Here is a 15,035-nt window from a genome sequence, read left to right as displayed (position 1 = left end):
CTGGAAGATTTAAGGCAAACGGTTGTATAAACGATACAGCAGCACTGCGGTCTCAGCACGAGTCATTGTATCTCCCGGACGGAAGCTGCCATTACTTCCTTCCATAATTGTTGATCTGGTTAACGAATCAATTGCATCGCGAGCATATGCCTTAATCAAATGAATATCTTTATAGTCATTCAGACCGTATTCACCTTCAGGAAGTGGCTGCATCCCGATAACTTGCATAGCTCGGTAGATCATAACGGCTGCTTCTTCACGGGTAATTGGAGACGCTGGCGAGAATCGATCAGCTCCTGCCCCTTGAATAATGCCCAGCGTTCTTGCTGTGTTCACGGACTGTTCGTAATAAACATGCTCAGGTACATCCACGAAACGTTCCACCTTGGTTCCCTGATCAGGTTGTAGTTCCAAGGCATTGGTAAGCAGGGTCACGAAATCCGCTCGGCGGATCATGGATTGAGGCTGATATTCTGCCTTTGACATTCCAAGAATAACCCCTTTGGACACTAGAACTTCGATGGCATGGCGGGCCCATGATAGCTGCCGTATATCCTGGAATGTTCGATTATCCTGAGTAATTGCATAAACTCCGTTTTGCCTTGTTTTGAAAATCATTTGTTCCGATTTTTTATTGAACTTTCCATTCGGAATGGAGATCATTTGCCCGTCATCCGCGATACGTCGTACTGCGAGTTTTTCCGGGTCCAGCAGTTCACTTACATTAGGCTGATAGGGCAAACTTACTGTGATTGGCGTAATGGAATGTTGCCATGCAACGGATTTGCCATCCGATATCACAGATAATGAAATTGCAGGCCGCTCTCCTAAGTCTGATTTCATCTTGGCACTCCAAGAGCTTCGGTCAGCCTTGCTTAATACCAAGGTAATACGATCTCCAATCGTTCCTTGGGTATTGGCCAGCAAATTGCTCGGAACCAGCAGCACTCCCCATACTGTTCGAATTTCCAACCAATGGGTAGATGGTGTTTCCTGCAAAAATCTGGATGGAAGTGTAAGAGCATACCCTTCAGCACCATCCACGGATTCGATGTCTACAATCAGCTTCTTTTTCCCGTCCTGATCAGGGGTGATGCGGTTGAATGCATCCTCCATCATCTTGTTGGTAAGGTCGGCTGTTGCTAATGCAGCAGCTTTATCCAGCTTGGGCTGAAGCTGCATTGTAGCACCAGGAGAGTCAGGTGTTGCTTCATTCTTCCCTCCAGTCGTATAGCCCCCTCCAGCACTTGGCTGCGAACCAGAGCCCGAGCCTGGATGGGGATTGGGTCCCCCTGGATTCGGATTGGAACCTGATGTAAGAGCAGTGAGTCTCACGAGTAATGAGGACTTTAATGTGCCGCCCGGTAGCAGATTGACGAAGTTGGTTGCTGTGTCTATAGAGGTCACATCTTTCTTTTGCTCCGCAGTACGAACACTCGCCTCAGCCGATTGCTCCAACAATGTCACATAATCACCCGTAAGCAGATACAAGTTTCCGAATAATCGTGCATCTTTACTTGTACCGATCCCTCCATTAAACTCCATAAAGCCAGATCGCCCTTGCCCATCGTTTTCATTGACAAGCAGTGCAAAACCGATAGGTTTGTCAGGTTGGAATGAATATCCTTCCTGGTGAAGTGCTGCAAAAGGCAACGTAATTTGATAATGCGTAATATGAGTCGTCTCGTCTCGGGTAATGTTTGCTGAAGCGGATTCCAACAATCCTGAAGCAACCCCTTCTGGAGCTCGCCATCTCCATTTCGTGACGACACCATCCTGATTCAGTGCAAAACCAAGCTCATTCACCTGTTTGCTGGCCGCACCATCCTCTTTGCCAAGGTCAATACCGAGTTGTAGGCTGTCACCTTGCCATATATCGCCATTGGTATTGGTTTGATGGTGAATATCGTCCTTGACGTCCACCTTGAGAACCAAATTTTCCGCATCCCAACTTGCTTTAGCTTGAATGCTGAGGTCATTCGGACCTCCCCAGCTTCCACCGACGCTGTTGTAATGCTCCGGACTCGAAACCTCAATGAATGGCAGCGTTCCAACAGCATCTTTTTGTGCCGCAAAGGATTGTGACAGCTTGACTGAAGTCTCATAACGGAACCCGTTCTCAAGCGTTACTCTGAATTTGAGCAAGTCACTTGATATATAGGGAAGCGCCACATCCATGCTTTTTCCAATGCCCAGTCCCTCAAATCGCACTGGCTTAAACATCGCATGATACACACTCGGTTCAATCAGTTCGATCTGCCCTTTAAGCAGAGCCTCACCTGCAACGTTAGTCAAAGTCAGTGTGCTTCCGGGTTCACCTGGTCTGGATGGATCATACCCAAGCTGGTTCAGTTTGAATGCCAAAGGAAACAGATTGGTACCCGTCACTTTTCCAGGAGGTGCCTCATTCTCAATCTGAAAACCGCCATTAAACAGGTTGTTGGATATCACCATCTTCTCTACGTTTGGTCCTGCAACCACGTGATTCGTACGAGGCTGTTGAAAATAGGAATTGTAGAGAGTAATATCACCACCGATTGCATTAATGCCGATTTCACCAACGTTCGTGAAGTTTCCCTGCTGTATGCGGATATCTCCTCCGTGTATATCAAAGGACCTGGTTGTATCTCCCCACATGGACGTATTGAAGAACACCGCTTTAGAGCCAAAATCTGGCCCAACCTCCACGTATACCTTGTCTGTAGTACTCATGGAAACAAGCTCTGTGTTGATAAACGACAGACCTGCTGTTCCCGCATGTTGCAATACGGCTCCCTTTTTGCTGCCATCCGTGCCATGACCAATAACGACGGCTTCGGGCCCTCTTCCATTCTGTTCTTCAAAATGAATACCGTACTTTGAACCGTATACAAATGTATTGAAAATAACCTGATTGGTGACATCCCCTATACGGAAGGCGTCCAGGTTCTCTTTTTGATAATTCCAAATTTGATTAAATTCTTCATCATTCGATGGATGATTCGGATAATTGTTCCGTCCATAATAATGCGGATTGAACTGCACATTCCGCATGTATCCTCCGTCTGAACCGCCACCAAGATATATGCCTTCCTTGAGCGGTGATCCCGCTACATAATCGATATAATGACCACTTGTATCATGGGTGCCGAAGTCGACAGCCTGGTAGGGATTAACCAAGGTTGTATCGATCAGGTATACGTTTTTCCCTTGACCTTGCACAGTCCAGGCATAAGGCTTCACCGGATTGGCATCAGACCATGTTTGTTGATCGTAATAGACGGATAATCCGCGCAATCCCGCTGCTTGCTTCAGCTGAATGAAGGCATCGGCATCCGGGTCGTTTTCTCCATAGTTCGTAAAAATAACCGTTCCATTCCCGATCGTATGATGAGGTACATCATAATTGCCGCGCAGTTCTACGGCAGTCGGTACCACTAAAGCCTGCTCAACGCGGTATATGCCAGCCGGCATATAGACCGTTCCTCCACCTGCCGCTTCGGCATCATTCAATGCCTGTTGAATGGCTTGGGATGAATCCGTATTCCCTGTGTTATCAGCCAAATAGGGCTGGCTCACGACGTTAAACAACTCGCGAGTACCCGGCTTGGGCTGCACAGCCATATCCACTGAAGGAACATCGGGGATGGTTTCCAACACCAAATTTTCTTCCTGATGGATGTTCAGTTCCGCCGAGGTACTTTCATCGTTCACCGCAAGATTGCCTTCGTATCCGGAATGAATGGCATTGATTGTTGCCACATCTCCCTGAAGAAGCAGGTGACGATCCGGCTTGACGAAGGTAGAACTGCCCAGTATAAGCGAACCACTCTTCGCAACAATGGCATAATCTCCGTTTCCTTCACCCCAATTCTCGAAAGAGCTGCTCTCAAAGGACAACGTTCCACGCCCTTCATTTACAACCGCATGTTTGGGCTCCCCGCCCACCGTTACTTTGTTAAACTGGGCAATGGAGTGAAAGCCTTCCGTTGCATAAATGGCAACAGGATTCGGACCAGCACTCGCTTCAAATTGACTGTCAGTCACCAGCAATCCATAATCATTGACGCCTTCAATCTTCAACGCTACGTTGCAGTCGTCGATCTGGATTTTGTACAGCTGCGCATTGGCTGTTTCAAGGCTTCCTGTTCTTGTCGTGATTCGTATCCCTGTCTTGTAACCCGAGATATGAATATTCGACATGTACTCCCAGTCCGAGCGCCCCATTACGATACCTTCGGATTGCTGTATCATATATTCCCGCAATTGAGACCGTTCAGGTGCTCCTGGCAAACCAGAGTTCGCCCATACATCCGGGGACAGGTGAAGCTCTTCCAGTCTCCCAATGTCTGTTGTGAAATCCAGAAAGATACCGGTTTTCAGGGTGGTGCCGTATACATCCTTCACATAATGAAGTTCGTTCCATTCCGGGCCAATCTTAATCCCCTGGTACGCATTGACGAGTGTTACATTTTTCACCGTAGCACTGTCACCTGGAAGCTGCTCCATCGTCCATGGATAAGCCACCGGGTTATTCAGATTCTGTTCGGGATACCAGATAGACACATGGGTTACCCCACTGGAAGGCTCCATCTTTATGAAGCTGTTCCCGTTAGCTTGACCTTTGCCGCCATATACAGCAAGGATTGTACCTTTGACTAACCCGCCATGCTCATCGGGATTCCCCCAATCGCCGCGAAGCGTAACGCCTGTTGGAATAACCAGCTCTCCGGTTAATTTATAGGTTCCAGATGGTACGAACACAACGCCACCGCCTTGATTTCCCGCTATTGCCAGCGCTTCTTTGAATGCTTGAGTATCATCTGAGACCCCGTCTCCTGCTGCTCCATAATCGGTTACGCTCCGATCTGCAATGACGATATCTGATGTAGGGAATTCCGTATCATAGACCTTGGTCTGAGTCCCCGACTGCTGCTGAGGCTGCTTATGGACGGTTACTGTGGCCAGATGAAGTTCCGAATTGTTGGCTGGTGCCCCTGCGCCGCTAACCCCGATCCGGAAATCCGCATCATGGGTGCGGTTACCGAAATTGGCATCGCTGAGCTTGAAGGTATGTGTCTTCCAGGTTCCCGTATTTTCATACCGGAACAAAGGAGCATCCTTGAAATTGGATTGCTTCGAATCGTATTGCAGAGACATCGCTCCGCTATTGCTATCGTAATATTCAACCGTGACGAATACGTCCTGATCCGTATTTTCAAACAAATATTCATCCGCAACATTGAAGTAAAAATACAGGATGTTATCGGCTGGATTTGTTGGATTCACCGTCTGATTTGTTTTCCAATACTCCTTGCCGTCAGTCATCCCCACTAGCAGACCTTCTGGAGGTCCATCGCCGGGACGAGCCGTTATGCCCTGCTGTACAGGAGTTTCTCCCAACGTAATACTTACCGAGTCAGGTGACACATCATTTGGATGGACGTCTCCCTGTTCAGTTTCTTCCCCCTCTGCTGCCGCGTGTGTGGTTGCTGGTGTGATGTATAGCCCTGAACATAACATGACAATCGTCAACAGCACTGAAATGGTACACCTGGCACCTAACCATAATCGTTTGTTCACAATCGTACCTCCCATTCACTTGATCATGTAATCAAGCTGCACGAAAACAGGGTTGTCGTATGTGGAACATGATGCATCCGTTTTCAATCCGCAGCAGTGGAGAGAACTCCAAGACTGAATTGTTTATACTAAACGTGTTGTGGGTTGAATGCCGATCGTCTGAATTTTTGCCGGTCCCACATTCAAAACATAACTTTCCTCATCCACTACCTTCATGGCTTCACCTTGATCTTCAACAATTGTACTTTCATACACTTCCTTGGCCTCAAACGAAGGCGTTACCTTCAGTGAAGTCGATTTCGATGATACATTGAACACCCTGAACAGCATGTCATCATTTGCTTCGCCCCGTTTAAGCGCACTAAAAGCAAGATGATCACCCTCCCATTGCAAAAACTCGTGGGTAGCGGGTAACGTGCCGCCATGTACTCCTGTCTGTTGAACAGTCCAGGGAACCGGGAACTGATACGCCTGCACATAAGCATCGGACTCAATAACATCCAAATCATGCGAGATGAGCTCCATTTCCAGAATGTGCTGTCCGTGACATTGGGCCTCCGGCGTTGCAAATACTCCCCAATCCCCAAGCTCACGAACCCCACGCAAGAGTGTCACCGCAATGGTGTTCTGACTAGCTAATACTTCATACTCATTAAGACCTTTATTCGCAATCGTCAGCCCTTCACGACCATTGCTGATACTGACAAATGCATTCTGATGCTGCGCATTGCTGGGATTTCTCCATTCCGCTTCCGGCTGTATCGGGCGCTCTGCCAGTTCGTATATGGAGTCAACGGTAACATGACTTGCTTCGAGTCCCGTTTGGAACAACATGCGGATACGATGATCCTGAACCGTGTTGTCGATATAGCTTTTAATGCCAACCGAACGCCCCTTTTTTTCAAGGCTCAGCTCTGTACGAATGCTCACCTCCCTGGTTTCATCAAGCCGCCGGGATTTACGATAACGAAATGGAACCATGGAGCGGATCTCTTCATCCAACAGTTCATCTGCACCGACCGGGAGCTTCCAGTTATGCACGATCTCATAAACGGCTTTCAGTGGTGTATGATGCACCAGCTTAATCTGGGCAGGCAGCCCCTGCGTAGTTAACGGAGCTTCATGATCCGGTTGTCTGTACATATACTCATTTCCGATGTCCCCAGTATCCTCATAAATACCAAGCCCTGTATAATTACGACCGTTCACTTTATCCAGCATGGTAAACGATCCATCCCCCGCAATCTCGATCCGCACATAATCGTTCTCCATCACTTGCTCTTCTGTAACAAGTTCAGGGGTAGTCAATTCGCTAAACGCATTCTCTCCAGAAACACGCTTAGGCGCAAGAGCAAAAGTATGATATCCAAAACCAGGGATGTTCTGGACATGAAGCTCTACATCCACTTGATATGCCCAGTATGGTTGACGGAATCGGTTATCCGGCAAATCATATCCAAATGTGGTTCCAACGGGTGTGATAACGGCTTCCACTTGCTTGCCTTCCGCGTTCCATACAATCCAGTCGTTCGGGTCAAAGGCTTCATATTCGCGCTTAAATTCCTGATACTTTTCATGCGGAGGCTCGTGGTCAAAGTAACGTCGCTCAACGTCCATTCTAGTTACAATCACATTGGATCGGCGATGCCCCGAAGTGTTAAACACTACAAAAGGCAACGCAGAATCTGCGTCAAAGCCAGATGTATCCACGGATTCGGCTATTGTACGAGCACTCTGAACCGATATCCCTTCAGCCACTTCTTGCGATTTGGCAAATCGGGTCATCATCTCCCTGTGGACTTCGTCAACACTGCACCCGCAGATGCTGTCATGGGGATGGTTCTTCAGTAATGTCTTCCAGGCATATAACAGTTCATGCCGTGGATAAATGCCTGTGGACAGAGAGGCCATGACTGCCAGCGGCTCAGCCACCTTCTCCAGTAACGTCTGACTTTTTACATTTTGCTGTTTGATATATACCCTTGCTGAAGCAGTATTTACAAGTGTAATCCAGCCGTCGGTCCATTGGCTTCGAAGTTCACCGCGAATGACATCCAATGATTGGGGTTTCGCTTTTTGCAAAGCCTGAATGTACTCGGGAAAGCTGGAATGACGAAACGTCACATCTGGGATAATCTCCGTGGCTGTTTTTAACGCTTGCGTCAGATCCTTCTGGAGCGGCTGATGATCACATCCGTTCATGAATAGGAGTTCCGAACTTGAAGCAAACTCTTCTGCTGCAGCCAGCTTTTCGGCCCAATAAACTTTCGCCTTCTCCGGTTCCACCGGGATCTCCATGCCATTGTTGTACCAATTGGCGAACAGGATCGCCAGTACACGAGTACCATCGGGTGATTCCCAATACATCTCCGAGTATTTGGAGGTATGTTCATTGCCAGACTGAATTTCGTTATTGAATCCAACTGGCTTCACTCCACGTCCATATACAGCTACTTCAATGCCTGCCTGGCTAATGAGCTGTGGTGCCTGACCCATATTGCCGAAGGAATCTGGGAAATATCCGATTTTCGCATATCCTCCCATTTGTTCCGAGGCTTGAATCCCAATTAACAGATTTCGTGCATTGGCTTCACTGCTGACGAGGAATTCATCTTGAAGGATGTACCATGGACCAACGATCAGCTTGCCCTCTTCAATCAACTTGCGGACCTGATTCGACCTGTGCGGCATGATTTCCAGGTAATCCTCGAGTACAATAAACTGTCCATCCAGATGGAAATTCGTAAATTCCGGGTCCTTTTCAAACGTCTGGATTAAATCCTCCATAAGCTGAACGAGCAACATTCGGTGCTTCTCGAAGGACAGATACCACTCCCTGTCCCAGTGAGAATGTGCGACAATATGCGCGGTTTTTGTAGTCATTCATTTCATTCCAATCGTGTATGATTTAGTTGTTGTGTATTTACATTTTTACTGACCCTACTGTCATGCCCTTGACATACATCTTCTGCATGAACGGGAAGGCCAGCAGGATTGGAATGACCGTAATCAAAGCCCCTGCCATGAGTTCATTCCATTTCTTAAATGAAGATGAATCCAGATACATAAGTCCCATCGGTAACGTAAACATATCCCTGCTATCCACGATGATCATCGGCCACAAAATATTGTTCCAGCTTCCGATAAAGTTCAGAATCGCAATGGTTCCGATAGCTGGCAACGCTAATGGCAGATAGATTCTGTAGTAGATTTTGAAATTGTTGCATCCATCCAGGACGGCGCTCTCGTATAATTCATGTGAGATAGTACGGAAGTAACTGGTGAATAGGAAAATCGCGAACGGTGCAGCACCATTAATCATGGGCAGGATCATGCCAATATACGTGTTTTGCAGCCCCAGATTGGTCATGTTGATATAAAGTGGAATCAATGTGGTTACCCCTGGAACGAGCAGCAAGGCAATAAACGTGTAGTAGATGAATTTTTTGCCCCGATAAACAAATTTGGCAAACGAATAGGCCATCATGGTATAGATGAGAATGACGCCTATAATCACGACCGCACTTACGATCACGCTGTTGATGAAAAACTGATAGAAATTCAATTTGTTCCATACGTCACCAAATGTGGACCACATCGGTGCAGCTTGCGGAAACGGACTTTGTGGATTGGCTAGTGCATCCTGTGATGTCTTCAGCGAAGTGCCGATCATCCAGACAAAAGGATACAGGCAGGTCAATCCGTACAAGATTAGAATGATATGTTTAATATATTTGACCATGTGCTCCTCCTTTTAGATGTCTGCCTTGAATGAGCGAATACTGAATATGGCAATGGCACCTGTAATCAGAAATGATACCCACCCGATTGCGCTGGCCAGACCATAATCATTGTTTAGAAAAGCTGTACGGTATACGAGTGTACCAATAACCTCGGAACTGCCTGCCGGTCCGCCGCCCGTCATGATGAACACATTCTCAAAGGCCTGAAAGGCTCCGTTCACCATCTGAATGACGGCAATAAGCGTAATTGGCTTCAGCAACGGCCAGGTAATTTTCAATATCATGGTTGTTTTCTTGGCACCATCCACACTTGCTGCTTCATACAGTGTCGGATCAATGGAAGTCAGGCCAGCGTAATACAGAATCAGTGTTCCCGGCAGACCGCCCCAGATTGATGTCAAAATAATACCGAGTAAAGAAGTAGATGAACTCCCCAGCATTCCACCAGGTACAGCAAGGAAATCCAAGCCCATCCATAAGAAGAGTGAGTTGAATGCTCCACTAGGTTCAAACAAGCCTTTCCATACATAAAAGATAGCTACGCCAGATGCGATCATCGGCAGAAAATAAATCGTCCGGTACCAAGTTGCTGCCTTCGTATTTTGCAGCACAAATGCCAGCACAAGTGCGATTGGAACGACGACCACAACCTGTGAAACCGCAATAATCAGATTGTGCAGAACGGCATTATAGAAATTCCGGGTTACAATCGGATCATCACCGAGCAGGAACTGACGAAAATTCGCCAGACCTTCAAACCTTGCGGTGGAAAAATCGATCCCGGACCAGTTATAAAAGCTGAGCATGATCGAGAATCCGACCGAATACACCCCAATGGCGAGAAACAAAAGCACGCCAGGCAGTAAGAAGAGATACGGCATCCACTTATTTCGACTTTTTATCATGATCAATCACCTTTTGCTCTCAATTTGGCAATCGACAGCCCCTTACGGGGCTTGCCGATTGCTTTGATGTTCTAGTTCCCGCTTGCTTTCAGACTTTCCATGGTGTCGTCGAACTTCTTGGCGACTTGTTCAGCGGTCATCTTTTTCTCGATCATGGATTGCATGGACTGAGCATACACTTCCCACTCTTTGTGCTTGCCACGATACGTATTGATCGCTGGTGAAGCTTGACTGTAAGGGCCAGGCTCGGCAGCGAATGCTTCTGAAATTGATTTCAGATTCGGGTCCAGATCATTTGCACGATCGCCCAGATTCAGCGCAGGTACTGTATAGGCCGCATTAGCAAAAGCAACAGCAGCATCCGGATCACCTGTCAGGAATTTAATGAAATCGAGTGCTTCAGCCTTGTTCTGCGAATCTTTATTCACTGACAACATCGTTAACGTGAATGGATCAGTCGTCCAGCTGTTAATTTTTGATCCTTCAAGCGGTGGTACCGGGAAGGTGAAAATATCGTCAGGACTCATTCCCATAGCCAGTAGCGTAGACATTGTGAAGGAACCACCGAGATCGAAAGCGGCCTTGCCAGCGGCAAACGCCTGATCTGCTCCATCAATATCCGTTGATAAAATTCCCGGCATAAGCAGATCTTTGTTTGCCAGTGTCTCCATCGCTTTCACTACCGGCAGGTTAGAAGGGTCGCTTAGTTTGGACTTTCTTTCAAGCAGATCAATATAACCTTGAGGTTCGTTCAGCATGATGGACAGTGCCGAACCGGCCCAGTTTTCCCACAGATCAGGCAGCTTTGCACCAAACACAAGCCCAGGAGTGCCTGTTTTCTCTTTGACAGTCTCCATCATGGTGACGAATTCTTCCCACGTTTTTGGCGCTTCCGCTGTCAGACCCGCTTCTTCTATCAGCTTCTTGTTACCGTAGAAAGTAAAGAATCCTCCGATATCGAGCGGCAGTCCATAGAACTGTCCAGTCTTCAGTGACTTTTGAATGGTGGTGGCATTCTTGTCTTCTTTCCAGGAGTCAACCTGGCTCTGTGTAACAATGATCGGGTCCATTGCAGCACTGTAGTAGCTGTTCAACAGATCATCGTCGACTTCACCAGACAGCTCGAGAACCGAGTTCTCGATGGAATCCCCTGCCGTTGCCCACCAGTTCACGATATCCGGCAAACTTTTGGAGTTGGCTGCTGCCTGGAATTTTTGGCGATACGTATCATCTGGTGTAAAGGTCTCGAGTTTGACTTTGATTCCTGTTTTCTCTTCATACAATTTCGCAGCTGCTTCAATCCCTGGCGTGTAAGCAACCTTCCACGTCCACATGGTCAGCTCTTTACTCGCTTTGGGTTCCGTCCCCCCGGACTGCGTATCACCGCAAGCGCTTACAATGAGTGAGAAAACAGTTAACAAAGTAACGATCATGCCTGCTCTTTTTTTCATCCCGCAACCACCCTTATCTTTAATTTTGGATCGTTTCTGGCTTAATGAATATTCCACGACAACAAATTGGCGTTGAAAACCGCTGCACCCCCTTTTTGAACTAAGGAACACTTGATTAAAATTCTTGGCATAGATAAGATTGTGAAGGCTCGTTGGAAACGCTTTATCCAACAAACTTTAAAAACAATATAAACAACATACTTTTACTTGTAAATGTTTATTTTTAGATACAACTTAACAAACTACATTCTTAATAAATTGTTTATTCATAAGGTTTTTTTATTATATTTGTTCGTAATTTCAATCTTCTTGTCTTACTCACTTGTTATTGATTTTTAGCACTTGTATATGTTGTATTAATATAATATATTTAGAACGAACTAATAGTGAATGGAGATAAAATGCGATGGTGAGAACCTTCAAGCCAATGTACAAGAAAATCGAAACATATATCATTGACCAGATTCGAAGCGGAAATTGGAAACCGGGCAGCCGAATTCCTTCCGAAAATGAACTGGCTGAACAATTCAGTGTGAGCCGTATCACGGTGAAAAATGCCCTTACTGCTCTGGTCGATAAAGGAGTTGTCTACCGACTTCAAGGCAAAGGCACCTTTGTTAACGATCATAGCCCCGAGGAGATTCATAACATCACATCAGCGGTAAAAGAGCAGCTCACAGCACCAACAATCGGGTTCCTTCTCCCCCGTCTCGACAATCGGTTTACCGCCAATCTGCTGAGCGGCATTGAGGACACCCTTTCAGAGAATGGCTATCAATTGTTATTTGCCAAGACGAATGATTCACAAGAGACGGAGATTCTCAAAATCCAGGAAATGAAACAGGCGGGCGTCAGAGGACTAATCATTTATCCCGTTGAGGGTGAGCACTATAACAACGAGATTCTTGCCCTTACGCTAAATCGCTTTCCCCTGGTCCTTCTGGACCGCAATCTGAAAGGGGTAGAGACCAACTCCATCAGCTCGGACAACCATGAGGCAGCTATTCAGGCAGTTAAGCATCTTTATGAGCTTGGACACAGTCGAATTGGCTTTATTTCCACTCTTGCTGAGGGGACATCAAGTATTGAGGACAGATTGCATGGGTATGAGAAAGCCTTGGAGGACCGTCATATTCTGATTGATCGCAGTATACAGATGACACGTCTGGCCATGAGTGACAGCGATGAAGAGGTTATCATGATGATTCAGAAGTTTTTACAGGCAAATCCGCAGATGACGGCCCTTCTATCCTCCAATTTCAGCCCTCATGTTATTCAAGCGGCGATGCAGATGGGGATTTCTGTACCAGAAGATTTATCTGTCGTGTTCTTCGATGATGTCGAATTTCCGGAGTTCTGTATCATTCCGCCCACGGCTGTTGTCCAGCAGGAACTTGAACTCGGACGAGAAGCGGGCAGAGTCATCCTGAAACAAGTGGAGAATCCAAGCAGTGAGTATCTTCAGGTTAAGTTACCCACGATGCTTATTCCCAGACAGTCAACAGCAAAAGCGAAATTATAGCTACCGTTACTTGGCATTTAACAGGATGCCTTTACTGAAAACGTTTATAGTGGTATTAGATATCGCCATTTCAATGCCTCAAAATGTTTTTCACGTAAATACGAAGAAGGACCCTTCCATTTCAGAAGGGTCCTTCTAGCTATGTGAACGATGACTATTGTAAATTTGCGGAAGTAACATCCTTCCAATGTTTATTCGTTCGTATTTCAGCATGCTTTCCAACAAAGGCCATTCTTGCCTCCGAATCATTCATCAATTGATATCTCATCCAAGCTGTCAAATAACCTCGATGCTGTCCTCCATCCTGCTCTATCGCTGTATGTGCAGCTCCTTTAGCCATGGCCATCAAGACCGGAAGATCCGAATTGGTATTATTCAAGGCCAATTTGTTGGAGTTTGAGGGGGAGATGATGAAATCCCGGGTTCCCCCTATAACAAAAAATGGTACCTTCAATGCTGATGTATCATACACATCCTCTGGATCACAATATTTCAGATCAGGCAGAGCAATCGATACAACCGTTTTGATGAGACCCCCGTTCTCAAAATTCGTATGAGCGTTAATCACACCCGTTGATCCCTGCGAATGCCCTGCCGCACCGACCCGATCTTTTTGAATCCTGTGATAGAACGGGCTGACCCTCGCTTCATTTTCACTAAGCATATATTCTATGGCAGTCATAATTTCTTTTCCTGTACCCGTGGTTTGGCTATATGTATCGATGACAATAAATCCCCAACCGGCCAGATGTCTTAACAACTGATCATAATTGTCAGGTAATGCCCCGGTTCCATTGCCCCAAGCGATGAGCGGGTGCATGACATCCGTTGATTGCGGAGAATAAACCCTGTAGAGCTTCTCGCCATATTCGTCCTTGATCTCCAGAGTATCTACCTCGTACGTGCCGGGTAGAGCATATTGTTCTTCAACACTTCCGGCTTCGAAAGTAGCAGATACCGAATTTACGAGAATGAAGGATAATACGCAAAATGCAGCGATTAAAATACCGACAACACCTGTTATCCATAGAAACCACTTGCTTCGAATTACTCTTTTCAATAGTGGCATACAATCTCCTCTCACATTAAAGCGGTATTCGTACGTAAAACATACCACAGGTATAGCCCTTTTTGTTTAGAGATTTTTTTGTTTCTTAGTTAGTGGTCAATACTTCCATATGTGTGCCTTGCAATATTAGGAAAACATGATAATATAAATTTAAACAACGTTTAAAACATCGTTTAAATGACTTCATTGGAGGTTTTATATATGGAACCAGACAAGAAAAGTGAAACAAAGGAAAAGATTATGCAAGCCACACTGGAGTTCACCAAACAAAGTGGATTTGAAGGCATCACCATCCGAAAAATTGCCGAAGCCTCTGGCACAAATGTATCCCTGGTTAATTATTACTTTGGCTCCAAAGAAAATCTGATCAGTGAATCTATTAAAATGATTCTGAGTAGCTTTCAGCATACCTTTGCTATACTCGATGAATTATCCATCCCTGCCCGAGATCGATTAAAGCAATTCTTGATGGATTATTTACAAGTCATTCGTGAATATCCCGAATTGTTATCCAGAATTATTCTTATGGGTTCAGCAGATTTCTCATCTCAACAGGAATATGGGTCGTTTTTAAATCTATTGGGGTTCCCCAAAGTTCAAAATACATTAAAAGAGATAACCGGAGAACAACAACCGGAAAGACTGACCACAATGATGACGCAAATTTTTGGGGCGCTTTTTCTTCCGGCACTTATGAGTCCTATTCTGGAAAAAGGACCTTCTGTCAAGATTGCTCCTATAGAAGAACAAATTGACTTGCTCTTTGAAAGATACTTTCATTAA

At 46.1% G+C, this 15,035-nt stretch carries 8 protein-coding genes; 2 read left to right on the top strand and 6 right to left on the bottom strand.

Annotated elements, in window-relative coordinates; all coding sequences use genetic code 11:
- Positions 1-9: 9 nt before the first annotated feature.
- The 5 genes from RS891_RS15140 to RS891_RS15120 form a co-directional block, all read right to left on the bottom strand.
- Positions 10-5,562 carry a glycosyl hydrolase family 28-related protein gene (locus RS891_RS15140; RefSeq protein ID WP_315795911.1) on the bottom strand — a complete coding sequence of 1,851 codons (5,553 nt, stop codon included), beginning with the start codon at positions 5,560-5,562 and terminating at the stop codon, positions 10-12.
- Between the two features lie 123 nt (positions 5,563-5,685).
- Positions 5,686-8,445 carry an alpha-mannosidase gene (locus RS891_RS15135; protein WP_315795909.1) on the bottom strand — a complete coding sequence of 920 codons (2,760 nt, stop codon included), beginning with the start codon at positions 8,443-8,445 and terminating at the stop codon, positions 5,686-5,688.
- Between the two features lie 40 nt (positions 8,446-8,485).
- The gene (locus tag RS891_RS15130) at positions 8,486-9,304 is read right to left on the bottom strand and encodes a carbohydrate ABC transporter permease (protein ID WP_024631711.1); all 819 of its coding nucleotides are present in this window, start codon (positions 9,302-9,304) and stop codon (positions 8,486-8,488) included.
- 12 nt (positions 9,305-9,316) lie between these two features.
- Positions 9,317-10,210 carry a carbohydrate ABC transporter permease gene (locus RS891_RS15125; RefSeq protein ID WP_024631712.1) on the bottom strand — a complete coding sequence of 298 codons (894 nt, stop codon included), beginning with the start codon at positions 10,208-10,210 and terminating at the stop codon, positions 9,317-9,319.
- A gap of 71 nt (positions 10,211-10,281) precedes the next feature.
- Positions 10,282-11,661, bottom strand: coding sequence for an ABC transporter substrate-binding protein (locus RS891_RS15120; RefSeq protein ID WP_315795907.1), 1,380 nt, complete (start codon positions 11,659-11,661; stop codon positions 10,282-10,284).
- 406 nt (positions 11,662-12,067) lie between these two features.
- Between RS891_RS15120 and RS891_RS15115 the strand changes: the two genes are divergently transcribed.
- Complete coding sequence (locus RS891_RS15115) at positions 12,068-13,183, top strand: GntR family transcriptional regulator (protein WP_315795905.1); 1,116 nt, start codon at positions 12,068-12,070, stop codon at positions 13,181-13,183.
- Between the two features lie 154 nt (positions 13,184-13,337).
- Here the strand turns inward: RS891_RS15115 and RS891_RS15110 are convergent, their stop codons facing one another.
- Positions 13,338-14,252, bottom strand: coding sequence for a poly(ethylene terephthalate) hydrolase family protein (locus RS891_RS15110; protein ID WP_113054799.1), 915 nt, complete (start codon positions 14,250-14,252; stop codon positions 13,338-13,340).
- A gap of 201 nt (positions 14,253-14,453) precedes the next feature.
- Between RS891_RS15110 and RS891_RS15105 the strand changes: the two genes are divergently transcribed.
- Complete coding sequence (locus RS891_RS15105) at positions 14,454-15,035, top strand: TetR/AcrR family transcriptional regulator (protein ID WP_315795903.1); 582 nt, start codon at positions 14,454-14,456, stop codon at positions 15,033-15,035.

The organism is Paenibacillus sp. BIC5C1 (genome assembly GCF_032399705.1).
GTDB lineage: Bacteria > Bacillota > Bacilli > Paenibacillales > Paenibacillaceae > Paenibacillus > Paenibacillus taichungensis_A.
This window is presented reverse-complemented; position numbering and strand designations above follow the sequence as displayed.